This is a genomic window from Spirosoma areae (assembly GCF_054781775.1).
Genome location: NZ_BAAGTT010000026.1, coordinates 200,216 through 223,891, shown reverse-complemented (window position 1 = coordinate 223,891; position 23,676 = coordinate 200,216). Strand labels below are relative to the sequence as shown.

General features: G+C 53.1%; 18 protein-coding genes and 1 tRNA gene. 11 read left to right on the top strand and 8 right to left on the bottom strand.

What is annotated here, in order from left to right; translation table 11 throughout:
* Window positions 1-12: 12 nt before the first annotated feature.
* The 4 genes from ACYVI1_RS13865 (at window position 13) to ACYVI1_RS13850 (ending at window position 4,549) form a co-directional block, all read left to right on the top strand.
* The gene (locus tag ACYVI1_RS13865) at window positions 13-1,119 is read left to right on the top strand and encodes a 5-methyltetrahydropteroyltriglutamate--homocysteine S-methyltransferase (protein ID WP_460911087.1); all 1,107 of its coding nucleotides are present in this window, start codon (window positions 13-15) and stop codon (window positions 1,117-1,119) included.
* 123 nt (window positions 1,120-1,242) lie between these two features.
* Complete coding sequence (locus ACYVI1_RS13860; protein WP_460911085.1) at window positions 1,243-2,364, top strand: alpha/beta hydrolase family protein; 1,122 nt, start codon at window positions 1,243-1,245, stop codon at window positions 2,362-2,364.
* A 115-nt stretch (window positions 2,365-2,479) separates the two neighbouring features.
* The gene (locus ACYVI1_RS13855) at window positions 2,480-3,349 is read left to right on the top strand and encodes an amidohydrolase family protein (protein WP_460911083.1); all 870 of its coding nucleotides are present in this window, start codon (window positions 2,480-2,482) and stop codon (window positions 3,347-3,349) included.
* A 51-nt stretch (window positions 3,350-3,400) separates the two neighbouring features.
* Window positions 3,401-4,549 carry an esterase gene (locus tag ACYVI1_RS13850; RefSeq protein ID WP_460911081.1) on the top strand — a complete coding sequence of 383 codons (1,149 nt, stop codon included), beginning with the start codon at window positions 3,401-3,403 and terminating at the stop codon, window positions 4,547-4,549.
* A 290-nt stretch (window positions 4,550-4,839) separates the two neighbouring features.
* Here ACYVI1_RS13850 and ACYVI1_RS13845 read toward each other — a convergent pair whose 3' ends face one another.
* The 3 genes from ACYVI1_RS13845 to ACYVI1_RS13835 form a co-directional block, all read right to left on the bottom strand.
* Complete coding sequence (locus tag ACYVI1_RS13845; protein WP_460911079.1) at window positions 4,840-6,141, bottom strand: alpha/beta hydrolase family protein; 1,302 nt, start codon at window positions 6,139-6,141, stop codon at window positions 4,840-4,842.
* Between the two features lie 178 nt (window positions 6,142-6,319).
* Window positions 6,320-6,403: transfer RNA gene (locus ACYVI1_RS13840), tRNA-Thr, on the bottom strand.
* A gap of 128 nt (window positions 6,404-6,531) precedes the next feature.
* Entirely contained in the window at window positions 6,532-9,087 is a 2,556-nt protein-coding gene (locus tag ACYVI1_RS13835; protein WP_460911077.1) for a DUF349 domain-containing protein, read from the bottom strand.
* 94 nt (window positions 9,088-9,181) lie between these two features.
* Between ACYVI1_RS13835 and pdxH the strand changes: the two genes are divergently transcribed.
* The 5 genes from pdxH to ACYVI1_RS13810 all read left to right on the top strand — a co-directional run bounded on the left by pdxH (window position 9,182) and on the right by ACYVI1_RS13810 (window position 14,534).
* The gene (pdxH, locus tag ACYVI1_RS13830; protein WP_460911075.1) at window positions 9,182-9,823 is read left to right on the top strand and encodes a pyridoxamine 5'-phosphate oxidase; all 642 of its coding nucleotides are present in this window, start codon (window positions 9,182-9,184) and stop codon (window positions 9,821-9,823) included.
* 167 nt (window positions 9,824-9,990) lie between these two features.
* Entirely contained in the window at window positions 9,991-11,559 is a 1,569-nt protein-coding gene (locus ACYVI1_RS13825) for an MFS transporter (RefSeq protein WP_460911073.1), read from the top strand.
* Window positions 11,560-11,641: 82 nt separating this feature from the next.
* The gene (locus ACYVI1_RS13820; RefSeq protein WP_460911071.1) at window positions 11,642-11,863 is read left to right on the top strand and encodes a DUF6814 family protein; all 222 of its coding nucleotides are present in this window, start codon (window positions 11,642-11,644) and stop codon (window positions 11,861-11,863) included.
* Window positions 11,864-11,970: 107 nt separating this feature from the next.
* Window positions 11,971-13,866, top strand: a complete 1,896-nt coding sequence (acs, locus tag ACYVI1_RS13815; protein ID WP_460911069.1) for an acetate--CoA ligase — start codon at window positions 11,971-11,973, stop codon at window positions 13,864-13,866.
* Window positions 13,867-13,952: 86 nt separating this feature from the next.
* Window positions 13,953-14,534 carry a Uma2 family endonuclease gene (locus ACYVI1_RS13810; RefSeq protein WP_460911067.1) on the top strand — a complete coding sequence of 194 codons (582 nt, stop codon included), beginning with the start codon at window positions 13,953-13,955 and terminating at the stop codon, window positions 14,532-14,534.
* 10 nt (window positions 14,535-14,544) lie between these two features.
* On the opposite strand, the gene ACYVI1_RS13805 is transcribed toward ACYVI1_RS13810, so the two are convergent.
* Entirely contained in the window at window positions 14,545-15,078 is a 534-nt protein-coding gene (locus ACYVI1_RS13805) for a hypothetical protein (protein WP_460911065.1), read from the bottom strand.
* 212 nt (window positions 15,079-15,290) lie between these two features.
* On the opposite strand from ACYVI1_RS13805, the gene ACYVI1_RS13800 reads away from it, so the two are divergent.
* Window positions 15,291-17,063 carry an ABC transporter ATP-binding protein gene (locus ACYVI1_RS13800; protein ID WP_460911063.1) on the top strand — a complete coding sequence of 591 codons (1,773 nt, stop codon included), beginning with the start codon at window positions 15,291-15,293 and terminating at the stop codon, window positions 17,061-17,063.
* Between the two features lie 121 nt (window positions 17,064-17,184).
* On the opposite strand, the gene ACYVI1_RS13795 is transcribed toward ACYVI1_RS13800, so the two are convergent.
* Genes ACYVI1_RS13795 through ACYVI1_RS13780 form a run of 4 tightly spaced genes read right to left on the bottom strand, consistent with a single transcriptional unit; the run spans window position 17,185 to window position 21,737 of the window.
* On the bottom strand, window positions 17,185-18,072 hold the full coding sequence (locus ACYVI1_RS13795) for a serine/threonine-protein kinase (RefSeq protein WP_460911061.1): 888 nt from the start codon (window positions 18,070-18,072) through the stop codon (window positions 17,185-17,187).
* A gap of 56 nt (window positions 18,073-18,128) precedes the next feature.
* Window positions 18,129-19,910 (bottom strand): ABC transporter ATP-binding protein, encoded by a 1,782-nt coding sequence (locus ACYVI1_RS13790; protein ID WP_460911059.1) that lies wholly within the window; start codon window positions 19,908-19,910, stop codon window positions 18,129-18,131.
* Window positions 19,911-19,926: 16 nt separating this feature from the next.
* Window positions 19,927-20,403 carry a hypothetical protein gene (locus ACYVI1_RS13785; RefSeq protein WP_460911057.1) on the bottom strand — a complete coding sequence of 159 codons (477 nt, stop codon included), beginning with the start codon at window positions 20,401-20,403 and terminating at the stop codon, window positions 19,927-19,929.
* A complete protein-coding gene (locus ACYVI1_RS13780) occupies window positions 20,400-21,737 on the bottom strand; it encodes a hypothetical protein (RefSeq protein WP_460911055.1) in 1,338 nt (445 codons plus the stop codon). The genes ACYVI1_RS13785 and ACYVI1_RS13780 overlap by 4 nt, the downstream gene beginning before the upstream one ends.
* A gap of 474 nt (window positions 21,738-22,211) precedes the next feature.
* Between ACYVI1_RS13780 and ACYVI1_RS13775 the strand changes: the two genes are divergently transcribed.
* On the top strand, window positions 22,212-23,657 hold the full coding sequence (locus ACYVI1_RS13775; RefSeq protein ID WP_460911053.1) for a PQQ-dependent sugar dehydrogenase: 1,446 nt from the start codon (window positions 22,212-22,214) through the stop codon (window positions 23,655-23,657).
* Window positions 23,658-23,676 lie beyond the last annotated feature (19 nt).

Here is a 23,676-nt window from a genome sequence, read left to right as displayed (position 1 = left end):
TTCATTAATCTTATGAAACCACCCTTTCGTGCCGACCATGTTGGCAGTTTATTACGAACCCCGGCTGTCAAAGAAAACCGCCTGAAATGGAAAAAAGGCGAGATTTCAGCCGATGAACTACGGGCCATCGAAGACGCGGCTATTGCCGAAACGGTCAGAAAAGTAGAATCGACGGGCATGAAATCCATCACCGATGGGGAGTTCCGCCGGGATTATTTCCACCTCGATTTCCTGAAAGAACTGGCGGGTGTCACCGTAACGGGTGGCATCGACGCGAATCCGGCTGCCAAAGCCGCTGAAGATGGCTTTACCCCGCCCAAACTGAGCGTAACGGGCAAACTGAAACATGTCCACGACATTCAGGTGGCTGATTTCAACTACCTGAAATCGGTGGTAAGCCAAACGCCCAAAGTGTCGATTCCGTCGCCGACGATGGTGCATTTTCGGGGCGGGCGCAAGTCTATCGACATCAATTCGTATCCGGACATGGACGAGTTTTTCCATGATTTAGCCGCAGCCTATCGGGAGGAAATTGACCATTTGTACCAGGCCGGACTGCGGTATCTGCAATTGGACGATACGAACCTGGCTTACCTGTGTGACCCCAACATGCGGGCGGCTGCCGCTGAGCGGGGTGAAGACCCCGACGAACTTCCCCGGACGTATGCGGCCCTGATAAATTCGGTAATCGATGGTCGGCCCGATGATTTAACGGTGGGCATTCACCTTTGCCGGGGTAACTACCGGAGCACCTGGTTTGCCGAAGGGGGGTATGAGCCGGTAGCCGAAATCCTGTTCAATTCTATCAATGTCGATGCGTATTTCCTGGAATATGACGACGAACGAAGTGGTGATTTTGCGCCGTTGCGATTTGTTCCCGATAACAAAATGGTGGTGCTGGGCATCGTTTCCTCAAAATTGAAGCAGTTGGAAAGCGTGGAGGAGATGGCCAAACGCATCGACGAAGCGGCTAAATACATGCCCCTCGACAATATGTGTGTCAGTCCGCAATGCGGCTTTTCCAGTACGCACCACGGCAACGACCTAACTGCTGACGACCAATGGCGAAAACTGGAATTGGTTGTTGATACGGCTATAAAGGTGTGGGGTGAATCTTAAGGATGGCACGCGGATTAGGCGGATGCTACGCAGCGCGGATTTCCGCTGATTTCTTTAAAAATCCGTGTTAATCCGCGCTGCGTAGCATCCGCCTAATCCGCGTGCTATTTAAATCTATAAACCATGAATAAACTGCTTTTAATTTTCGTCTTTCTCTCAACGGGTGTATTCGCCCAGAATGCCGTATCGAAAATAGATTCGGGCAGCATCAACGGCGCGAAATACCGGATTCTTTTCCCCGAAAACTGGAAAGGGAAATTCATCCTGTATGCCCACGGCTACGAGTTTATGGGTGCCAAACCAGCCCAAAGTCAGAATCCTGATTTTGCGGAACGAATGACGCCTTTTTTGGAGCGCGGCTATGCCGTAGCGGCTTCGGATTATCAGTATCAGGGCTTTGCGCTGGCTCAGGGTGTCGATGATACCGAAGCGCTCAGGGCTTATTTCGTCCAAAAATACGGCAAGCCCGACTCACTGTTTATGGTCGGCCATTCGATGGGGGGCGGGGTGACGCTGGCAACCCTCGAAAACTTTGGGGCTAATTACAACGGCGGTTTGCCCCTTTGTCCGCTGTCGAGTCGCCCCTATCTGCAATGCCGGAAAGAGTTCGATATGTATGCGACCTTCAATGGCTTATTTCCGGGCGTCGTTACATCGCTTGCCGACATCTTCGACGTCTCGAAACCGTATCAGGCGCAAAATTCGAGGAATATGGTTGCCAAAGCGAAGGAAATCCGAAAAGCCATTGTCGGGAAAGATTCGCTGCTGGCCCTGGCGTTTGCGAAGCGATTCGATTTAAAATTAGATGATTTACCGTTCTCATTGTTCTTCAACGAAAACGTGCTCCGGGATTTAGCGCAGAAGGCAAAGGGCAATCCCTTCGACAATACCAATACCGTCTATACTGGTTTCCCCGATGACTTAGCCGTAAACCAAAAAGCCGAACGACTGACGGCAACGGTCAGTCCCGACGGGCTTTTCGGCAAATACGACCGCACGGGTAGTATCAGCAAACCGGTGGTGTTGATGCACACGATTTACGACCAACTGATTCCGCCTGCCTATGGCGTCGTCAATTTTGAAAATATGGTGCACCAGAAAGGCAACGACCGTTATTTCAGTGTCCTGTACACCAACGGGCAGGCTCATTGCGCCTTTACGCCCCAGCAAACCGGAAAGGCATTCGATGCCCTGCGAGCCTGGGTGAAAACCGGCCAGAAAGCCAAACCGGGCTATATTAGGTGACAGGGCTTTTTCATAAAAAAATGGAACGCGGATTTCCGCTGATTTAAAAATCCGTTTTTATCCGCGCTGCGAAGCATCCGCCCAATCCGCGTCCCATTATTTTCACGATTCCCATATGATTGATATTGAAAAAATTGTCGCTATCGACGTACATACCCACGCGGAAGTGTCGTGCCGCCAACCGCACGACGACTATCGGCCGGAATTCGATGAGGCTTTTGCCCGATACTTTAAGTCTGGGCACCGGCCTACTATTCAGGAAACAGTCGCCTATTACCGGGAGCAGAATATGGCGTTTATCATGTTTACCATTGACTCGGAGCACGAGACCGGCAAACGACGGATTCCCAACGAGGAAGTCGCCGAAGCCGCGCTCGAACACCCCGACGTGATGATTGCCTTCGCCAGCATCGACCCTCACAAAGGGAGGATGGGTGCCCGCGAAGCCAAACGGCTCATTGAGGACTATGGCGTAAAAGGCTTTAAGTTTCACCCAACCGTGCAGGGGTTTTACCCCAACGACCGCATGGCCTATCACCTCTACGAAGTGATTGCAGCGGCCGGGTTGCCGATGCTGTTTCATTCGGGTCATTCGGGGTTTGGGTCGGGGGTGCGGGGTGGGGGCGGCTTGCGGCTCGAATACTCCAACCCCATTCACTTAGACGACGTGGCGATTGACTTCCCCGACGCACCCATCATCATCGCCCACCCGTCGTGGCCCTGGCAGGACGAAGCCCTGTCGGTGGCGATGCATAAACCCAATGTCTATATCGACCTGTCGGGCTGGTCGCCGAAATACTTTCCGCCCCAATTGGTGCAGTACGCCAACACGCAACTCAAACACCGGATGCTGTTCGGTACGGATTTTCCCCTGATTACGCCGGAACGCTGGCTAAAGGATTTCGAGGGGGCAGGGTTTAAAGAGGAAGTAAAGCCCCTGATTTTGAAGGAAAACGCGATAAAAATGCTGGGGTTGAAAACGTGAACCATTCTACGTTATGAACCGATTTTGACAACTTTTATAACCAATTAGCTTATGCGTACCCTATCGTACCAGTGGATGACCTGCATCGTCCTGGCGTGTTTACTGGCGGTTCCCTATTGGGCATTGGCCCAGCCCGGTCAGCCAACCAACACACCGAATGATACCCTAACCTCACCTAAGTTTTTAGCTGACGGGCGGGTACAACTTCGTATTTACGCCCCAAAAGCGTCCGACGTGACCGTTTCCGGCGATTTTCCCGGCGGCTTCCCGAACCAGAAATTGGTGAAAGAATCAACCGGTGTTTGGTCATTAACCCTCGGACCACTTACCCCCAATGTGTATACGTATGATTTAAGGGTCGATGGCGTCAAAACATTCGACCCGAAAAATCCTCAGTTCAAAGAATCACAAAACGGGGTATCGAACCTGTTCAGGCTGCCGGGTAGCGAAGTCGATTATTTAGCCATTAAAGACGTCCCCCATGGAACGGTAGAACTGGTGTGGTACCCATCTGCGTCGTTGGGTATTACGCGTCGGATGCATGTTTACACGCCACCGGGCTACGCGACCATGACGGATAAGTTGCCGGTTCTCTATTTGCTTCATGGTGGAGGTGATAACGACGCATCCTGGACGACGGTCGGGCAGGCGAACTTCATTTTAGATAACCTTTTGGCGGAAGGAAAGATGAAGCCGATGGTGGTGGTCATGCCCGCCGGTCATACTTCAAAGCCGGGCTTAGCGATGGGCGCTGGCCCCCAGCAGGACCCGTTTGCCCAGGACTTTTTAGGTGATATTATCCCCTACGTAGAAAAACACTTTCGCGTATCGACCGGGCGCAATGGACGGGCCATCGCGGGCTTGTCGATGGGTGGTATTCAGACGCTGAATATTGCCCTGTGGCACCCCGACTTATTCAACGATGTAGTGGCCCTGAGCACCGGCTATTTTCCGCCGGTTTTATCCGAATTGGAGACCAAGTATGCTTCGCTGCTGAAAAGTCCGCAAATTAACCAATGGAAGCATTTTTGGATTGCTCAGGGAGGTCCGACCGATATTGCTTACCAGAACAATAAGAATATGATGGCGCTCTTCGATAAAAACGGGATTAAGTACCAGTACACCGAAGTGCCGGGCGGCCACTCGTTTTTGGCCTGGCGAAACAACCTGCGTCAGTTCGTTCCCTTACTGTTTCAATAGTCGGCCAGGGCGCGCCTACCTAAATTCTGTCGCGCATCGCATTTCCCTTACGAAGACGAGTACACCGGTTTCTGTTCGTATCGCTGAGGTGGCGTAAGCTGTAGCATACGATCGGTCACGATTACCCACATCGGTCCCGCCGAGAAACCGACTGCGGTCGCAGTTGGATTAGTTGAGCGGTTTACGACTGTCTTAGCAGGCGTAGCACACCTCTGAAGTGATCATCAGGAAACACAGGCTGAATTACCTTTGGAAGTTTATGCACGGATATTGCCTGCTCAAAAAGGTATCTATGGTTTCGCATGACGCAGCTCCAGCCCTACAGACATGCGGGCTTTGAAGCCGGTCCATGGGCCAGCCGTGTCTGTTTCGGGCAGAGTCAAATAGCGCTCATAATCAAGTTTTTTGAGGTGAAGCCCCAAAAATGCCGTTACGAAGTGCTGGTTGATGTTATTGATCCGATGCTCATTCCAGGCTGGCTCGGCATAGTGCATATAGTCCTCAACTGATACACCGGGCAATAGTGACGCCAGTGGGGGTGGATTGGGGGCCACGTTGTGTCGGGCATTCACATACGTCAACAGATAGCGATCGGCGTTGACGGCCCCTTCATAAATGGCTTTTATGCCCTTTTCGTAGCCTGATACGTCATCTTTACTTCCTGCAACAAACAACGTCGGCAGGGTTAACCCCGCCAGTCCGGCGGCATCCCAAACTCCACGCTCCATACCCCAGGGCGCAAAGGCAACCACAGCCTTTATCCGGGGATCTAAGGATGCTTTGTATAGTGGTGAATCCATTGAGCGGGCTTCAAGGGCCGTACTGCCCCCGGTCATTTGTCCGAACAGTTTCGTAGCTTGTGAACTATAACCCGCCCCGGCCACGTTGAGTGCCCCATAGCCACCCATCGAGTAGCCAACCAACGCCGTATTGTCTGTATTGACTAACCCGGCCAGGAAACTCGTACTGGTTCCGGCACCCAGCCGAGCCAGTTCGTTCAGCACAAACAAATCATCCAGGGAGCGGTTCAACAACGTACTGGGAAAGCCAGCCAGATCGCTGTAGGTCGATTCCGTATGGTCGATGGCTACGACGACGTATCCTTTCGAAGCCAGATTTTCGGTCAGGTAGGTCAGTAACAGGCGTGAGCCGGGGTAGCCATGCGAAACGATAATGAGTGGATAGGGCCCCTCACGGGAGTCGGGTAAGGCATCGCGAACCGCCCGCCCCGGAAATGTAAACGGAATAAGGGGTCGTTTGGGGTCATTGAATCGGCCGAGTACGGATTCATAGGTTACCTTAGCCAGTTGGTTAGTCGAACTACGAGCCGGATACCAGACTTCAACGGTCAACGGACGGTCATAGAGCGGAGGCTTGCTCTCTTTGGTGTGTAGCACATCAAGTTGTGCGTGGTGAATCAGTTTCAGTGTACGCACCCCCACCCCATAGCTTCCCCGAGCCGCCAGATCGGGCGCATTGGGTAATAGATCCCCATTGACAAAGCCATCGCCAGCGGTTTGGGCCGTACCCTGTATGGCCGCTCCCAGCGTCAGCAGCAGACCTACCAGGTAACCAATCGAATTGATTTTCATAGAGTTGAAGGATGGAGTCGGGTGAATTGAGCCGCTCAGTGCCAGCGTACCAGATGGCTACCAGGTACGCTGGCACTGAGGTCAGTTAATTCTATATACATTTAAACGCATTGCACCTTACTTTGTACATAAACAAAAACAGCCACTCAGCATAGTTGCTAAGTGGCTGTTTTCACTGAGCCAGTGGAGGGATTCGAACCCCCGACGCGCTTGCGCATCCTGATTACAAATCAGGCGGAATCGACCGCTATCCGACACTGGCAAATAAATTAGTTTGTTTCCCAATGATACTGCAAAAGTAGCAATTCTAAGCCTTTAGTGCAAACCGACTCCGTAAAAAAGGCAAAAAGTGACCTAATTTTTAGGTCACTTTTTGCCTTTACATTCCTGTTAGGCTTGTGCTACCCGTAGCTGATGCCGTAGTTCTTCCAGTTGTTTTTCGGCATCAGCAATTTTCCGGTCGATCTCGGCACGGAGTTTATCTGCATTTTTCGAGCGAGCAAAAAACTCAATGTTATTCCGGTACGTAGCGATATCATTTTCGATAGCCGTAATCCGCCGGCGAATATCGCTTTCGCGCTTATTGCCACCGCCATCGCGATCACCCCGATTGAAATCCCGGTCCCGGCCACCGGTTCTTGGCCCATCCGTCCGGGGGCTCCCAGGCCGCGCATCTCCAGTCCGGGAGCCTCCAGTCCGGGTCGCTTCGGCTTCGCTTTGCAGCATGATACGCTCTTTATCCTTTGCCGGAATCTTCCCGGTTGCACCAACCAGCGCGTTTACAGCATTGATATAGCGTTTCTGGGTCGACTGCATGTCTTTCTTCGGAACAAACCCGATGCTGTTCCATTCCTGCTTGAATTCGTTAAGCTGCGAGAGGTCGGCGTTGGCCGTAGCGGCTGCTTCGATTCGCTCAATCAGCGTAATTTTCTTCGTCAGGTTGCCTTCAAACTCTCGCTCAGTCTCCTGATTCTTCGAGCGTTTTTTAGTAAAGAACGCGTCACAGGCCGCTTTAAACCGGTCGAAGATGGTATTCTTCTGCTTTTCCGGTACCTGACCAATGTTCTTCCACTGGCGTTGTAATTCTATAACTGTCTGCGTGATTTCGGGCGATTCCTCGCCAGCAGCCAAAATGGCTTCTACCTGTTCGCAGAGGTTGGTTTTAGCTCGCAGGTTCTCTTCCCGCTTGCTTTCCAACTGCTTGAAAAACTCCCCTTTGTTGTGAAAGAACGTCTTTAGGGCAGCCCAGAATTTTTTACTCAGTTCTTTCCCTTCCTCGCGGGGCATTGGCCCTTTAATGGCATTCCAGCGATCCTGTAGGGTCATTACCGCCTTCGTTTTGTCGTTCCAGTCGTTGATGCTGTTCGATGCGAACGAGGTAATCGGCACTAATTCTTCATAAATAGCCGACTTTTCTTCGTACAACTGTGCCGACTCTTTCCGCTGCTCGTTGGTTTGACCCCGGCGTTTGTCATAAAGTACGTCCAAAGCAGCTTTCATACGGCCCCATAGCACTTCCTGCTCGGCTTTAGGCGCCGGGCCAATGTGTTTGTATTCTTCAAACAGGGCGTTCGCTTCGTCGATGGTCTGGCGCGTAACGGGCGTCTCATCCGACCCTTTCGCCATCGCTTCAACTTTCTCGATCACCTCCGTTTTAAGGGTGGTATTGCGCTTACGGTCAAGTTCTTTTAACTCAAAATAAATATTCCGGTTGCTGTAGTATCGATCAACGAGCGCGTGATAGGTAGCCCAAAGCGTGGCGTTATGTGGCGAGTTGATATTTCCGGCACCTTTCCAGTCGTCCTGAATTTTCTTGAACTCATTCCAGCTAATTTTCGGATCACCCGCGTTGTTTTCGTCGGTTTCAACCAATTCGCGCAGGCGGGTCAGCAGCTCTGTTTTCGACGCGAAATTGGTATCTTTTGCTTTATCTAAATTCTGGAAGTACGTGTTCTTCTGGCTTTTAATCTGCTTATACAACTCATCGAACCGACTAACCGAATCGTCGTATTTGTATTCAAATCCTTCGTCGGCCCCGGTTTCGCCGATGTAGGCTTGCAGAGCAGCCTCCCGTTCGGCCCGTTTCATCTGGTCGAACAGGGGCTTTACCTCTTTTAGTAGCAGGTCGGCCTTTTTAAAATCGCCGGGCGTTACCGAAGCAACTCTGATGGCGGCCATTTGCGTTTCGAGCAGATTTACAAAATCCTGTTTCGAGAACTGGCTGTAATCAACGGCAGGTTGCGCGTGCGTTTCATCTTCCAGTTCATGCAGTTCATGCACATCAGCATATTGAGCCGTAATATCGTCACCAAGAGCAGGCTCGATGGCTTCTTCAGAAGCGTTGACTTCTGCCACTGGCTGTTCGGCTACGTCAGCAGTGGGTAGTTCCGAAACAGGCTCTGCAACGTCCTGAATTTGTTTTTCGGTAGCCGCTTCGCCAACAGGCTCGTCTGTGCCTGCAACTTCAGTAGTTCCTACCCCAGCCGATTCGTCCGTTTGTTGAGCAATCGGTTCGTCGTCGGTTGATACGTCAGCCATCGGCTCCTGAACTGCAACGGGAGCCTCCAATGGAACGTCTGTTGCTTCGGGCAATTCTGCAGCAGGAACATCCGGCGCTGCCGATGTGATGTGCTCAGACGTTTCTGACGTAGCGGCCGGCTCATCCATTGGCAGTTCAGGGAATGTGCCGGCGGTTGACATAGTCACGGATGTAGTGCTATCAGCCTCAGCGACTTCCGGCTGTAGTTCGGCAGTTGGTGCAGCCGATGCCTCCGCCGATTCGGGCGTGGTGGCGGTGTCCTCAGCCGTAGATTCAGAATTTACGTCCATAGCAGCGGGAGCCGCAACGGATGTTGTGGTATCTTCGGGCGTATTCACTGCCAGCGTGTCGGTTGCCTGATTGGTGGTTTCCGGCTGCTGGTTAATTTCCTGTTCTTGGTTTGCCATGTTGGGAACGTACCGATTACTTTTGCAAAAGTACAATAAAAAGCGGATTTTATTGCAGTACGGCCTCTGAAAAGCCGTTAAACAAACACATCAAATGCCTTCAGCTATTAGTGATTTACGCAATGAATATACGCTAAACGGATTAGACATAACCGATGTTCTGACCAACCCGTTTGCTCAGTTCCGGCAGTGGTTCGATGCGGTACTCGCTGCGGCTGTTCCCGAACCGAACGCCATGCACCTCAGCACCATTACGGCGGAAGGTCGCCCGGATAGCCGGATTGTGCTGCTGAAAGACGTGTCGGACGCGGGTTTTGTTTTCTATACAAACTATGAAAGCCGGAAGGGACGTGAACTCACCGAACGCCCCGTTGCCTGCCTTACGTTCTTCTACCCCGAACTTGAACGCCAGATTCGGGTGGAGGGACGGGTGGAAAAAGTAAGTGCAGACGAGTCGGATGCCTATTTCAGCAGTCGCCCGCGGGGCAGCCAGATTGGGGCCTGGGTATCGCACCAGAGTACCGTTATCGAGAGCCGTGCCGTGCTGGAAAGCCGTCAGCGCGAACTCGAAGCCCAATTTGCCGGTCAGCCCGTGCCGCGCCCGGCTTACTGGGGTGGGTTCCGGGTCGTGCCCGATGCGCTGGAATTCTGGCAGGGCCGCCCCAGCCGCCTGCACGACCGCATTCGATACCGAAAAGAAGGCGAAAACTGGCTGGTTGAGCGACTGTCGCCGTAATAAAGGCGAAACCGGGCCGCCGGAGCGGAGCGAACGAGCGAAAGAGCGAAAATCATCCAGTACATTCACTCGTTCACTCCGCTCCGGCGGCCCGGTTTCGCCTTTAGTAAGGTAAAAATGGCTCATTAACCGCTTTAGCTGACAAGACCCTCCCCTCCCCTTGATTTATGATCGGCAAGAAAGCCAACGCCCAACAGGCCGTTTCTAACCGCACACTCTTCAGCGTGATTTCGGCCTCGTCGGTCGGAACACTCATCGAGTGGTACGATTTTTATATTTTTGGTAGTTTAGCGGCCATTCTTTCGTCGCAGTTTTTCCCGAAAACTAACCCTACAGCCGCCCTGCTGTCAACCCTGGCGACCTTTGCCGCCGGGTTCGTCGTGCGTCCGTTCGGGGCATTGGTTTTTGGACGGTTAGGCGATCTGGTGGGTCGAAAATACACGTTTCTGGTAACGCTCGTGCTAATGGGCGGCTCAACCTTCGCCATCGGCCTGATTCCCGGCTATGCGACAATTGGCTTCTGGGCACCCTTGCTGGTCTTACTGCTCCGGTTAATTCAGGGTCTGGCCCTCGGGGGCGAGTACGGTGGAGCGGCTACCTATGTGGCTGAGTACGCGCCCGAAGGCCGACGCGGGTACTACACGAGTTTTATTCAGACCACCGCCACACTGGGCCTGTTCGTCTCGCTGGGCGTGATTCTGCTCACGCGCGAGTCGCTGGGCGTCGACAAATTTGCGGACTGGGGCTGGCGGGTACCGTTTCTGCTGTCGATTGTGCTGGTGGCTGTGTCTATTGTAATTCGGCTGCGTATGGCTGAGTCGCCGTTATTTTCCAAGTTAAAAACCGAAGGAACCCTCTCAAAGAATCCGCTGGCCGAGAGCTTTGGCAAAAAACAAAACCTGAAAATGGTGTTGCTCGCCTTATTCGGAGCGACGGCGGGGCAAGGGGTCATCTGGTACACAGGACAGTTTTACGCGCTCTCGTTTATCCAGAAAGCCTGCAACGTAGAGTTTGTGCAGTCGAACGTGATAGTGGCCATTGCCTTGTTAGCCGCCACGCCGTTCTTTATCGTTTTTGGCGGATTGTCGGACCGCATTGGCCGCAAGCACATCATGCTGGCCGGGATGCTGCTGGGCATTCTCACCTACCGCCCAATCTACGAGAAGATGTACAGCCTGAGCAATTTAACCACCAGACAGGAGATTACCGATGCCCGCACCATCGACCGGAAACAGGCAAAGCAACCCAACGGCGATGTGCTGACAACAACGACCACAACTCATTTTTTTACTGATGGTTTACTGGCAAAAGACATTGACAGAACCGTCACGTCTACGAATCCGGCAAGTAACCCCGCCAAACCCGAACGGACCAAAGCAGTTAGTTTACCGACGGGCAGTTTCTGGCTGATGATTTTGCTGGTGTTCGTGCAGGTGCTGTATGTCACGATGGTGTACGGCCCGATTGCCGCTTTTCTGGTCGAGTTGTTTCCTACCCGCATTCGCTACACGTCGATGTCGCTGCCCTATCACATTGGCAACGGCATTTTCGGCGGATTAACGCCGTTCATTGCAACAGCTTTAGTAGCAACGGCAACCAAAGCCAACGAAGCCGTGCCGGGTTCGGTGGCCAAGCCCTATCTCGAAGGACTCTGGTATCCGATTCTGGTCGCGGGCGTTTGCTTTGTAATTGGGTTGTTGTATTTGAACAACAAGAGAGTAATGAATAATGAATAATGCACAATGGATAATGTGCCCTGTAGCATAATCCATAATCCGTTCATTATCCTTTATTCATTGTACATTATTCATTACCTAAATGGAAACTCTCAAAAAATACCTCGGCTTCCTCTGGATATTACTTGGCATCTACGTCGGCTATGAACGCATTACCGACAGCCTGACAAAAATTGGCAGTCCCAACCTCGAAGACCGCGTGTTCGGCTGGGTGGTGCTGTGCGTGCTGGTACCCATTGTAGTTGGCGGGCTGATTCTGTTTGGGAAATATGCCCTGGAGGGGGAATATAAATCTAATGAGTGAATGATAGAATTTTGAATGAGTGAATAGTTTTGCAGAATCCATTTCACTTCTTCTTACTACCAACGCCCAATTCAATCATTCACTCATTCAAAATTCTATCATTGAAAATGCGTATCCGAACCTTTGACGACTATCAGACCGCTTACCAGAAAAGTGTTGACGACCCCGAAGCGTTCTGGGCCGAAGTGGCGCAGGAATTTCAGTGGCGCAAACCCTGGACCAAAACCCTGTACTGGAACTTCACCGAACCAAACGTGAAGTGGTTCGTTGGCGGCAAACTCAACATCACCGAAAATTGCCTCGACCGGCACCTCGCCACGCGGGCCGACCAACCGGCCATTATCTGGGAACCCAACGACCCCGATGAAGCGGGCGTGACGCTCACCTACCAGATGCTCCACGACCAGGTCTGTCGATTCGCCAACGTGCTGAAACGCAATGGCGTGGTGAAGGGTGATCGCGTCTGTATCTACATGCCGATGGTGCCCGAATTAGCCATTTCGGTGTTGGCCTGCGCCCGCATTGGGGCCGTGCATTCGGTGGTGTTCGGTGGGTTTTCGGCGCAGAGCATCGCCGACCGCATCAACGACGCGCAGTGCAAAGTTGTCGTTACGGCCGATGGCGCCTACCGGGGTAATAAGGAAATTCCTCTCAAAAGCACGGTCGATGACGCCCTGATTGGCTGTCCGAGTGTGCAAAAAGTGATTGTGCTCACCCGCACCCGAACGCCGGTGTCGATGCTGAAAGGCCGCGACATCTGGTGGGAACAGGAACTCAAGCAGGTCACCGCCGACTGCCCCGCCGAAGAGATGGACGCCGAAGATATGCTGTTCATTTTGTACACGTCCGGCAGCACAGGCAAGCCCAAAGGGGTGGTGCATACCTGTGGGGGCTACATGGTGTTCACGGCTTATACCTTCCAGAATGTGTTTCAATATGAGGAAGGCCAAACCTTCTTCTGCACGGCTGACATTGGCTGGATTACAGGCCACAGCTACATCGTGTATGGACCACTGGCCTGCGGAGCCACGTCGCTGATTTTTGAAGGCATCCCGACCTATCCCGATGCCGGGCGTTTCTGGGACATTACGGACAAGCATAAGGTCAATATTTTGTACACCGCCCCAACCGCCATCCGGTCGCTGATGGGCTTTGGTCTGGAGAAAGTCGAGCACCACGACCTGAGCAGTTTGCAGGTGCTGGGTTCCGTAGGCGAACCAATTAACGAGGAAGCCTGGCACTGGTACGACGAAAATATCGGCAAAAAACGCTGCCCGATTGTCGATACGTGGTGGCAAACCGAAACAGCGGGCATCCTGATTTCGCCCATCGCCGGGATTACCAAAACCAAACCGACCTATGCCACGCTCCCACTGCCGGGCATTCAGCCGGTGCTGGTGGACGAAGCGGGGAAAGAAATTGAAGGCAACGGCGTCAGCGGAAACCTCTGCATGAAATTCCCCTGGCCGGGTATCCTCCGCACAACCTATGGCGACCACGAACGCTGCCGCCAAACCTATTTCGCCACCTATCCGGGGCTGTACTTCACCGGCGACGGTTGCCTGCGCGACGAAGACGGCTACTACCGCATCACGGGCCGCGTCGACGACGTACTGAACGTATCGGGGCACCGCATCGGTACGGCGGAGGTCGAAAATGCGATCAACATGCACACGGGCGTGGTTGAAAGTGCGGTGGTGGGCTATCCGCACGACATCAAAGGGCAAGGCATTTACGCCTACGTCATCACCGACCAATTACCCGATGGCCACGACGCCGACCTGACCAAGCGCGACATTCTGGCGACCGTTAGCCGGGTGATTGGCCCCATTGCCAAGCCCGACAAAATTCAGTTCGTAACGGGCCTGCCCAAAACGCGCTCCGGCAAAATCATGCGCCGAATCCTCCGCAAAATCGCCGAAGGTGACACGGGTAATTTAGGGGATATAACGACATTGCTGGACCCGGCAGTGGTCGATGAGATTAGGGCGGGAGTGGTTTGAGGGTTACGGTTTTTGATGTATGGTTTTCGATTGCGCCGGATCGCTTAGGTCCGGCGTTTTTGCTATCTTTGGGTAAAACACACGCTATGGAAACGCAGACGATAGTGCATAGTGAGCGATACGGAATCCCCAGATACGCTGGCCACCGCCTGACAAAAACTGAATTTTTGCGCTGGGAGTCAGATGACAACTACGTGTATGAATTCAACAACGGTGTGCTCGAACCCACCACCAGTATGCGACAGGATGAAATTTTGTTATTCAAACGATTGACCCGGCGTTTCGCTCAGACCCAGGCTTATCAACAAGAGGGTGAACTATTGGCAGAAGTAGATGTATGGATCAGGGAGAAGCAGATGCGTCGTCCAGATGTTGCTTATTATACAGCCGATCAGGTAAGTCTGGTAGCTACTGGCAGGTTAGTTATTCCCGGCTTTGTGGTTGAATTTGCTTCCGAAAGTGATAACGAACGGGTTAGCCTTACCAAACGTCACGAGTATTTTGATGCGGGAGTACAGGTTATTTGGTGGGTGTACCCCGAGTTCAAAGAAGTCTACGTATACACCTCACCAAAAATCGTTACGATCTGTACGGACGATGATGTTTTGAGTGCGGCCCCGGTTTTGCCCGAATTACAGATGGCTGTGGCAGAGTTATTTAAAAAATGACAGCAACCAATTACCGAACCTTCACAATCTCCCCGAAGTAGTTCATAAACAGCGTGTAATCCGTAATTTTCCGGTTGCCCGGCTCCAGCAGCCGCATGCTGAGGGTAATGTATTTCTGACCGTTGAAGGTGGGTTTGTAGATCGTGTTTTGCAGGACAGACCGCTCCACAACGGCGTCACTCTTGATAAAATAGAGCAGGTCATCTTTGAGCAGCGTCCGCTTGAACAACGGACTCCCCGATTTTTTCGTGGCCAGCACCGTAACCGTATAATTATAATAACAGCCGCTGGCAATCTCAGTCGTACTGGTATCCTGATCTAATGTCAGGGCGACTTTTATGGGTTTCGCTGATTCCTGATAGACATTGGCTTTGCCCAGTTTGTCGGGCTCTACAATCGACTGGCAGTTCCGGGGCTTGGGCGATGTTGCTGTCACTGAATCGGTAGTAGTGGTGGATTGGGTCGTGTTGTCCTGCGTTTTTTCGGTACGGCCACAGGTGGTTAGCAGGCTGGCCGTCAGCAGGAGTAAATAGGCGATTTTCATGTTGTGCTTATCTTAACGCAAAGAGCGCAAAGGTATCGCAAAGAGCGCAAAGGAGTAATAGCTTGCGAACTTCGCGCTAATCTTTGCGGTCTTTGCGTTTAAACTTGACCCAAAACGACCTGTTCTTTGTTACAGTAAAAGAATCCGTTCGGCCCTTATCACGCCGGAGTAACAACAAGTATCCACTATTTTCCCTACCACCAACTCAGTTTATGAAGCTTCTTTACAGTTATTTACGGCGCTATTGGGGCTTGCTGGCCCTCGCGTTACTGCTGGCCGCCATCAACCAGATTTTCTCGCTGCTGGACCCGTACATTTTTCGAAAAATCATTGACCAGTACGTTGTCAAGCCGGGCGGCACGCTGCGGACAATCGACTTTTGGGACTTTCTGGGAAACGGGGCGGGCCTCCTGATTTTGCAGGCCCTCGGTGTGGCGATGGTGAGCCGCATTGCCAAGAATTTCCAGGATTATTATGTCAACGTGATTACCCAGCGGCTGGGGGCACGGCTCTATACCGACGGCCTGCGTCACTCGCTCGAACTGCCCTATCAGGTGTTTGAAGACCAGCGGTCGGGCGAAACGCTGGGCAAGTTGCAGAAAGTACGGTCGGATGTTGAAAAGCTGATTCAATCGTTTGTCAATGTGCTCTTTACGTCGGTGGTGGGCATTGTGTTTGTGATGTGGTATGCCGCCACCGTGTACTGGCCCATCGCGCCGGCCTATTTCCTGACCATTCCGCTGCTGGGGTTTGTGAGTTCGCTGCTGAGCAAAAAAATCAAGACCGTTCAGAAAACCATTGTGGCCGAAACCACCGCTTTAGCCGGTTCAACGACGGAGAGCCTCCGCAACATCGAGCTGGTGAAAAGCCTCGGCCTGGCGCAGCAGGAAACCGAACGGCTGAACACTACAACCGAAAAAATCCTGAAGCTCGAACTCAAAAAAGTGCGCTATATCCGGTCGCTGTCGTTTGTGCAGGGCACGTTTGTAAACCTGCTCCGCAACGCCATCATGCTGCTGATGCTGTTTCTGGTGGTGCGGGGCGAAATTACGGTGGGCGAGTTTTTCTCGCTGTTCATTTACTCGTTCGCCATTTTCGGCCCGTTGCAGGAGTTGGGCAACATCATCAACATCTACCGCGAAACCGAAGCCTCACTCGCTAATTTTCAGCAGATTCTGGATACGCCCCGCGACGTAAAACCAATTCATCCGCAACCGGTCGAAAGCCTCAAAACGCTGGCCTTCGAAAATGTCCGCTTCAAACACCTCACCGCCCCTAACCCCGCCCTCGATGGCATTTCGTTTGAGGCCGAAGTCGGTGAAACCATCGCGTTTGTCGGGCCCAGTGGTTCCGGCAAAACCACGCTCGTGAAATTGCTGGTCGGGTTGTATAAACCCCTAAGTGGTCAGATTTTGTACAATGATATTCCCGGCGACGAGGTGAACTTAGACGAACTTCGGGAGCAAATCGGCTTTGTAACGCAGGATACGCAGCTTTTTGCCGGAACTATCCGCGAAAATCTCCGCTTCGTAGCCCCTAACGCTACCGATGCCGAATGCCTGACGGCACTGCATCAGGCAGCCGCTAACTCGCTGCTGTCCCGTGCTCCGCAAGGTCTCGATACGGTGATTGGCGAAGGCGGGGTGAAAGTATCCGGGGGCGAAAAGCAACGGCTGAGTATTGCCCGCGCCCTGCTCCGCAAACCCGCGCTGTTAGTATTTGATGAGGCCACGTCGGCCCTGGATTCGCTGACCGAAGAAGAAATTGGCCGGACGGTACGCGAATTATCCGGTTCGCGCCGACACATCACCATCCTGATTGCCCACCGCCTGAGCACAATTCTCCACGCCGACCGGATTTTCGTGCTGGAGCAGGGCCATGTAGTCGAGCAGGGTCGCCATGAGGAGTTATTGGATCGCAAGGGCCTCTATTATGCCATGTGGCGGCAACAAATCGGGGAGCGCAAAGAGTTGGTCGCGGTTTGAGTTGTCATGCTGACCCAATCCTGTTCCGAATCCGTATGCCATATCTCCAAGATATGGCATACGGATTCGGAACAGGATTGGGTCAGCCTTTCTAACGATTAAACCCATCAGCGACGGGCCGTTACCGCTTCATTTTTTCCCACCATTTCCAAATGGGGGCAACCCAATCGGGAGCCTCCAGGTGGCTTGGGTGTTCGATACGTTCCAGCACCTGATGCGCTGTGAGTCGGTGTTCGGGTGCCACCATCAGCAGCCTGTCAATCAGCCGAATGCTGGCGCGGGACAAGGCCGGATTCAGCCGGGCGGGGGCCAGATAATCCGCTTTTTGAATCAGCCGGCCAATTTCCGACTCGGTGCTTCCCCCAAAGGGTGAATAGCCCGTTACCATCTCATAAAGCAAAACACCCAGCGCCCAGCAGTCGGACGCTGCACTGCTTTCGCCCGCAAACTGTTCTGGAGCCATCGACGAGGCCGTACCTACCAGATGCCCCTGGCGCGTGAGTCGGGGTGAATGGGCCAGCCGGGCCAGGCCGAAATCCAGCAGTTTGGCTTTGTCAGGTCGGGGTAGTTTAATATTACCCGCTTTCAAATCGCGGTGAACGATGCCCCGGTCGTTCAGGTAGGCGAGGGCAGCGGCAATCTGACCCAGCAGTTTCCAGGCAGTCGCTTCCGGAAGCGGGCCATTTTTGCGGATAGTCTGCTCGATAGTTGGCCCTTCGATGTATTCCATCACTAAGCAGGAAAGGCCATTTTCCACGAAAAACTCGTAGAGCAGCCCAATGTGCGGGTGCCGCAGCGATGCCTGCACAGCCGCTTCGTTGCGAAAGCGTTCGGCCTGCTCCACCTGACGGAGCAACTTGATGGCCACGGTGCGTTGCGTACCCGCCTGATGCGCCTGGTACACCTCACCCATACCGCCCGAACCCAGCCACTGAGTTAGCGTATAGCCTCGAATCGTCTGGTTCATGTTTTTAGTTTCAACGTTCAGGTTCCATGTTTCAGGTTCCATATTTCACAAGGCAAGGCCCTGCTTGAAACGTGAAACATGGAAGCTGAAGCAAACATTTACCCAAGCACCGTAGCCGCTAACCGGCTGATATTGAGCGTTCGGGCGTTGGAATCAATAATGTCGCGGTAAAGGCCACCCGACTGGTAAAGCGATTCGTGCGTACCCTGCCCGACCACTTCGCCATCCTGAAGTACGTAAATCTTGTCGGCATCCATTATCTGGCTGATGTTGTGCGAGATAATCAGCACCGTTCGGTCCTGCTTGATGGCGTCTAAACTGTCTTTGATTTGCTCGGCGGTGATGGCATCGAGGCTGGCCGTTGGTTCGTCGAGCAGCAGCACGGGTGGATTTTTCAGGAACAGCCGCGCAATGGCGATGCGCTGTTGCTGCCCGCCCGATAAGGCCCGTGCTTCGGTCTGGTAACCCTGCGGTAACTGCAGCACCTGTTCATGCAGGCTGGCCTTCCGGGCCGCTTCCACCACCTCCTCGTGGGTGGCTTCGAGCCGACCGTAGCGGATGTTTTCTTCGACGGTTCCGGCAAAAATGTGATTTTTCTGAAGCACCAACCCCACGTTTTCCCGCACAAATTCGCTGTCGTAGTCGGCTAAGGGTTGCCCGTCGAGTAGAACGCTGCCGTGCGTGGGGTTGTAAAAACCGGCCAGCAGGTTCAGCGCGGAGCTTTTACCGGCTCCCGACAAGCCAATCAAGGCCGTCACCTTTCCCGGTTCGAGGTCGAGCGTTACGTTGCGGAGGGCCTGCTTGCCGTTGGGATACACAAAATCAACGTTGCGGAGCGCGAAATGCCCCTTCCAGGTGGTTGTCGTGAGCGACCCGCGCTGGTGCAGGTAGGTATCATTCTCAATCATGTCGAAAAACCCTTCGGCATAGACCAACGCTTCGGTGTATTCGTCGTAGATGCGGTGCAGATGCCGAACCGGAGCCGACACGTTATTGAACAGCATGATGTGCAGCAGAATAGCTCCAACGCTCATCTGGCGGTTCAGCACGAAATAAATCGTTACCACAAACACCAGCACAATACCGATTTGCTCAGCCACACTTTTCAGCCCGTCGAACAGGTAGTTCGTGCGGTGATGCCGGATTTCGTTCTCGCTCAGGCTAACATTCAGCGCGTGCTGACGGCCCTGTTCATAGCCTTCCCGAACGAATGATTTTACGACGAAAATGGATTCCAGCAGGCCAAAAAGCGCGTTGGCTTTATTCTCCCGCACTTCCTGAATGTTTCGGCGGATTTGTTTCTGGCGGTTGGTCTGCTCCCGGCTGATGTAGGCATACAGCGGCAGCACCAGTGTCGCCACAACCCCAACGCCGATGTTCTTGTTGTAAATCAGCACCAACGCAAAGGCGGCATTGGCAATCATCGGCACAATGTCGACAAACAGATTCTTGACCGTTTTGGTCAGGCTCTCGATGCCCTTGTCGATGCGCTTTTCGAGCTTACCAATCTGGTTGTGGCTCTGGGCGAAAAACGACAGGTGGTACGAAACAATCCGGCGAATGGTGTAGTCGTAGAGGTCGGCGGCCATCCGAAACCGAATGCGGTCGCTTAGGAATTTCTGCCCCAACTGAACCAGCAGACTCAGCAATTCCTTCGTCAGCAGAATACCAACCAAACTACCAACCACCCAGGTCACTTCGGCCTTGTCGATGGGTCGTTTGAGCAACTGCTGCACGGTATTAACCGAGTACTCCATCACCAACGGCGTCACCTGCGCCAGCATCGCCCCAACCATCGTCAGGAAGAGTGCCAGCACTAAACTACCCCGGTAGCTACGCACAAAAGGCCAGAGTTTGCGGATCAGTAAGAGGGTAGACATAAGCGTAGGTATCTGTCTAAAAGCCGATTCCGGCGTGAATGGCAATCGTTAGTGAAGGCCCATTGCCCGTTCCCCACCGCAGCGGAGTGGCTACATCGACGTAGGTACTGGCGCCCTTGATTTTAAACCCTTTGGTCAGCGAAGGCGTAAACCCCCATACACCGGCCAGTTCAAAGGCAGCCCGCGTTGCCAGGGTATAGTTGTTTTTTAATCCCCACAACACACCCGGATGAATCAGTAAATTTTTGACACCCCGGCTGCCCCACACGAACGGAACCATTTCCAGATCGAAGGCGACCCGGTCACTCTTTTGCACGGAGATACCCGTCGGGAAACCAATAACATAGTTATCCAGAATGGACGTTGTTCCCTCACGCTGGAAGGTGGTCAGGGGATGCACAAACCCCAGATGCCCCCCAACCCGGTTTTGAGCCTGGGTGAATTCTATACGCATTCCAAAAACGATTATCCAGACAATCAGCAGCGTTTTCATGATTTCTCGGTGATATGACCCACAAATTCCTGGGTGTTGAGTTTGCCGTCGGTCTGGTAATCGTAGAACAGCTCGGTCATGGAGGCCACAATGTGCGGGTCTTCGGTGAGGAAGGCGGTCAGTTTAGTTGCCCGTCCGCTCGCACTCGATCCACTGCCGAGAATGCAGACGCACAAGCCCCGAAAAATACCGGGTTTGTTTTCGCGGGGCGCGCTGATGAACAGTTGCACGGGCAGGGTTTTGTTGACCTTCGAGACCCGGATGCCCAACTCCTGCATCTCCTGGATGGCCTGCGAATGATCTCGATATAACTGGTTCACCAACAGCGATTTTGGTTCAGCCGCATCATCAGCCGACGACGGCACCAGAAACCGGTTGTGGTGCGGGATGTCTTCGCGCTGGCTCAGGAGGGCGTTACTGCCAGGGCGGTAGGTTTCTACCGACACGTGTTCATTAACCACTTTGCCGAGGTATTTCAGAAAGGCGTGGGTGGCGCCTTCGTTCTGGTCGTTGAGTGTCACAAACTCAACGTGGGCGTCGCTGCCTATGTTCTGAAGGTAGAGGGCCGCACCCTTCAGCTTGTTTTCAACGTCCATCCGGTCGCGCTGGAGGGCTTCGGCTTTGCGGGCGTAATCGAACTGAGTGGCGTTGCGTAACTCGTGGGGTTTCAGGTCGGCATGTTTGGCAACGTACTCCATCCGAAAGGGAGCAATGCCTTCTACCCGCGCCGTATTCGACAGCACCAGCAGGTCGTTCCCCTGCGACTGCGCCGAATCGACAACCTTGCTGATACCATTCAGGAGTTCGTCGGCGCCTTCCATCAGCAGGACTTTCTCGTTGACCTTGCCGCTCACGTCCATCATCAGCGTATTGAGCGACTGCGTGGCCTGAACCAGCAGGTTGGTCTGGGTTTTGATGTGGTCCATCTCCTGCTGATTCACTTTTTCCTTCTGGCGGTTGGCCTTCTCGGTCGAGACGGTCACGAACAGCCCGATAAAAATCCCGACGATGCCGCCCAGCAACCCGGCAATATCGAGTTCGCGAATGTAGCGGTCGATGCCGGGGCTGAAAAAACGCTGCTGGTCGGACCAGGTGCCGGTTTTGGGGTCAATCTGGTAATTGGAAAGATAATGCGCGGAGTCATAAAAGACATAGAACCATTTCAGGCCCATCGAGATCAATAGAGCCACAAACGGAATCATAAACAGCACCGTGAATAAAACCGGGTGCCGCCGGATGATTTCATAAAGCACACCAAAGAACCCTTCATCCTGCGAAGTCGGGGCAGTGGTGTGAAGGGCGTCAGAAGCGGAGGTAGAGGAGTTAGCGATCATGGTTGTGTTTGATTAACAGGACGATACAAAGGTCTGCCGGAGGTAGTTGCGGTACCATCCACAAAGACCTACATTCGGGCTATAGGTTTACCTATAAATTGAGGAGAATCAGGGCTGGTTGGGGAAGAAAACCGATGGCCTCTATAGCTGCCGGATTAAGTACTCAGGCAGAATTAACCTGTGTTACTTAGCCTTGATTTGACCCCTGCGGGGTCAGATGTTTATAGCAAATGGGGCTTCTCTATAAACATCTGACCCCGCAGGGGTCACACAAACATAGTTCAGTTTAAATCTGCCGGATAACTTACCGTTGGAACAGCGAAGCGAGAGGACTATGAGAACCACCGTTTTGAACAGAGTACGTTGCTGGCCCTGCTTAAACGGAGCCGGGTTTCAGTATATAAAAAAAGAGGATGACTTCTATAAGAAAAGTAGAAGCAGTAACTTTCGTTTTCACTCGCCAACCTCACAACTATGCTCAGGATTACTATCGGCACGGCGTTCCTCACCGTGTTTTTATTAAGCAGCTTTTTCATCGAAACGAAGCCCAGTATGGACTCGCCCGTTGCCAATTCAGCGGTTCCCCGCCGGGACCGGGCCAAGACCGCCCGCGAAAATTACCAGACCTATTGCTCTTCCTGTCATGGCGAAAAAGTTGAAGCGTTCGTTGACCGCCAATGGAAGCACGGCAACACTAAACCCGATCTGACTAAAAGCATTTCAGAGGGCCACCCCGACCTGGGCATGCCGTCCTGGAAAGCCACGCTGAGTCCAGCCGAAATCGACCAGATGGCCGACCTGATTCTGGAAAGCCTCAAAAATGTAGACCAGTATAAATTCGCCGGCAAACCAACGTCGAACGTGTTTTCCTCGGAGGGACAAACGGTTAAGTTAGACACCGTTGTGGCTGGTCTTGGCTCACCCTGGGGCCTGGCATTCCTGCCCGAAGGCGACATGCTGATTACCGACCGCTCCGGCGACATCTACCGGGTCGGTAAAAATGGGCAAAAGACCAAACTTTCGGGTGGGCCAAGCGTCTTGGCCGAGGGGCAGGGCGGTTTGTTGGATGTGACATTACACCCGGACTTCGCGAAGAACCAACTCGTTTATTTCTCGTATTCGGCGTTTAAGACCGAGGGCGATCAGAAATTATCGACGACGGCCATCATGCGGGCCAAATTAGCGGGCAACGCCCTCACCGACCAGAAAATCATTTTTGAGGCCCTCCCCTACGCCAAAACCCGCCACCACTACGGTTCGCGCATTGTGTTCGACAAACAGGGGTATCTGTACGTGTCGGTGGGCGACCGGGGTAGCGAGAAAGAAAATCCGCAGTCGTTAGACAGAGATGCGGGTAAAATTCACCGCCTGCACGACGATGGCCGCATTCCCGCCGATAACCCATTTGTGAAGGACAAGAGCGCTCACCCATCGGTGTATTCCTACGGCCACCGGAATCCGCAGGGCATGGTCAGGCACCCGACTACGGGCGCTATCTGGGCACACGAACACGGCCCGCGCGGGGGCGATGAGCTGAACATGATTAAGAAAGGCAGCAATTACGGCTGGCCGGTCATTTGCTATGGCATCAATTACGACGGCAAACCCATTACCAACCTCACGGCCAAAGAGGGTATGGAGCAGCCGGTTACCTACTGGCTTCCATCCATTGGCCCATCGGGGATGGCCTTCATCGAGGGGGCTAAATACCCCGGCTGGAAAGACAATCTGCTGATTGGCTCGCTGCGGTTTCAGTACCTCAACCGGGTAGTCATGGACGGCAATAAAGTCGTGAAACAGGAGAACCTGCTGAAAAACATCGGGCGTGTTCGAAACGTGGAAATGGGGCCTGATGGCTACGTGTATGTATCGGTCGAAACGCCCGGTTACGTATTCCGGCTGATGCCGGTGAACCAGTAAACCAGCATGAGTTTTGAGA

What these genes read in the sequence shown, in the direction of transcription:
- ACYVI1_RS13835 (WP_460911077.1), bottom strand. Translation starts at nt 9,087, where the DNA reads ATGGCAAACCAAGAACAGGAAATTAACCAGCAGCCGGAAACCACCAAT.
- ACYVI1_RS13785 (WP_460911057.1), bottom strand. Translation starts at nt 20,403, where the DNA reads ATGAAAACGCTGCTGATTGTCTGGATAATCGTTTTTGGAATGCGTATA.
- ACYVI1_RS13865 (WP_460911087.1), top strand. Translation starts at nt 13, where the DNA reads ATGAAACCACCCTTTCGTGCCGACCATGTTGGCAGTTTATTACGAACC.
- pdxH (WP_460911075.1), top strand. Translation starts at nt 9,182, where the DNA reads ATGCCTTCAGCTATTAGTGATTTACGCAATGAATATACGCTAAACGGA.
- ACYVI1_RS13800 (WP_460911063.1), top strand. Translation starts at nt 15,291, where the DNA reads ATGAAGCTTCTTTACAGTTATTTACGGCGCTATTGGGGCTTGCTGGCC.
- ACYVI1_RS13805 (WP_460911065.1), bottom strand. Translation starts at nt 15,078, where the DNA reads ATGAAAATCGCCTATTTACTCCTGCTGACGGCCAGCCTGCTAACCACC.
- ACYVI1_RS13855 (WP_460911083.1), top strand. Translation starts at nt 2,480, where the DNA reads ATGATTGATATTGAAAAAATTGTCGCTATCGACGTACATACCCACGCG.
- ACYVI1_RS13795 (WP_460911061.1), bottom strand. Translation starts at nt 18,072, where the DNA reads ATGGAACCTGAAACATGGAACCTGAACGTTGAAACTAAAAACATGAAC.
- ACYVI1_RS13780 (WP_460911055.1), bottom strand. Translation starts at nt 21,737, where the DNA reads ATGATCGCTAACTCCTCTACCTCCGCTTCTGACGCCCTTCACACCACT.
- ACYVI1_RS13810 (WP_460911067.1), top strand. Translation starts at nt 13,953, where the DNA reads ATGGAAACGCAGACGATAGTGCATAGTGAGCGATACGGAATCCCCAGA.
- ACYVI1_RS13850 (WP_460911081.1), top strand. Translation starts at nt 3,401, where the DNA reads ATGCGTACCCTATCGTACCAGTGGATGACCTGCATCGTCCTGGCGTGT.
- ACYVI1_RS13775 (WP_460911053.1), top strand. Translation starts at nt 22,212, where the DNA reads ATGCTCAGGATTACTATCGGCACGGCGTTCCTCACCGTGTTTTTATTA.
- ACYVI1_RS13845 (WP_460911079.1), bottom strand. Translation starts at nt 6,141, where the DNA reads ATGAAAATCAATTCGATTGGTTACCTGGTAGGTCTGCTGCTGACGCTG.
- acs (WP_460911069.1), top strand. Translation starts at nt 11,971, where the DNA reads ATGCGTATCCGAACCTTTGACGACTATCAGACCGCTTACCAGAAAAGT.
- ACYVI1_RS13790 (WP_460911059.1), bottom strand. Translation starts at nt 19,910, where the DNA reads ATGTCTACCCTCTTACTGATCCGCAAACTCTGGCCTTTTGTGCGTAGC.
- ACYVI1_RS13820 (WP_460911071.1), top strand. Translation starts at nt 11,642, where the DNA reads ATGGAAACTCTCAAAAAATACCTCGGCTTCCTCTGGATATTACTTGGC.
- ACYVI1_RS13860 (WP_460911085.1), top strand. Translation starts at nt 1,243, where the DNA reads ATGAATAAACTGCTTTTAATTTTCGTCTTTCTCTCAACGGGTGTATTC.
- ACYVI1_RS13825 (WP_460911073.1), top strand. Translation starts at nt 9,991, where the DNA reads ATGATCGGCAAGAAAGCCAACGCCCAACAGGCCGTTTCTAACCGCACA.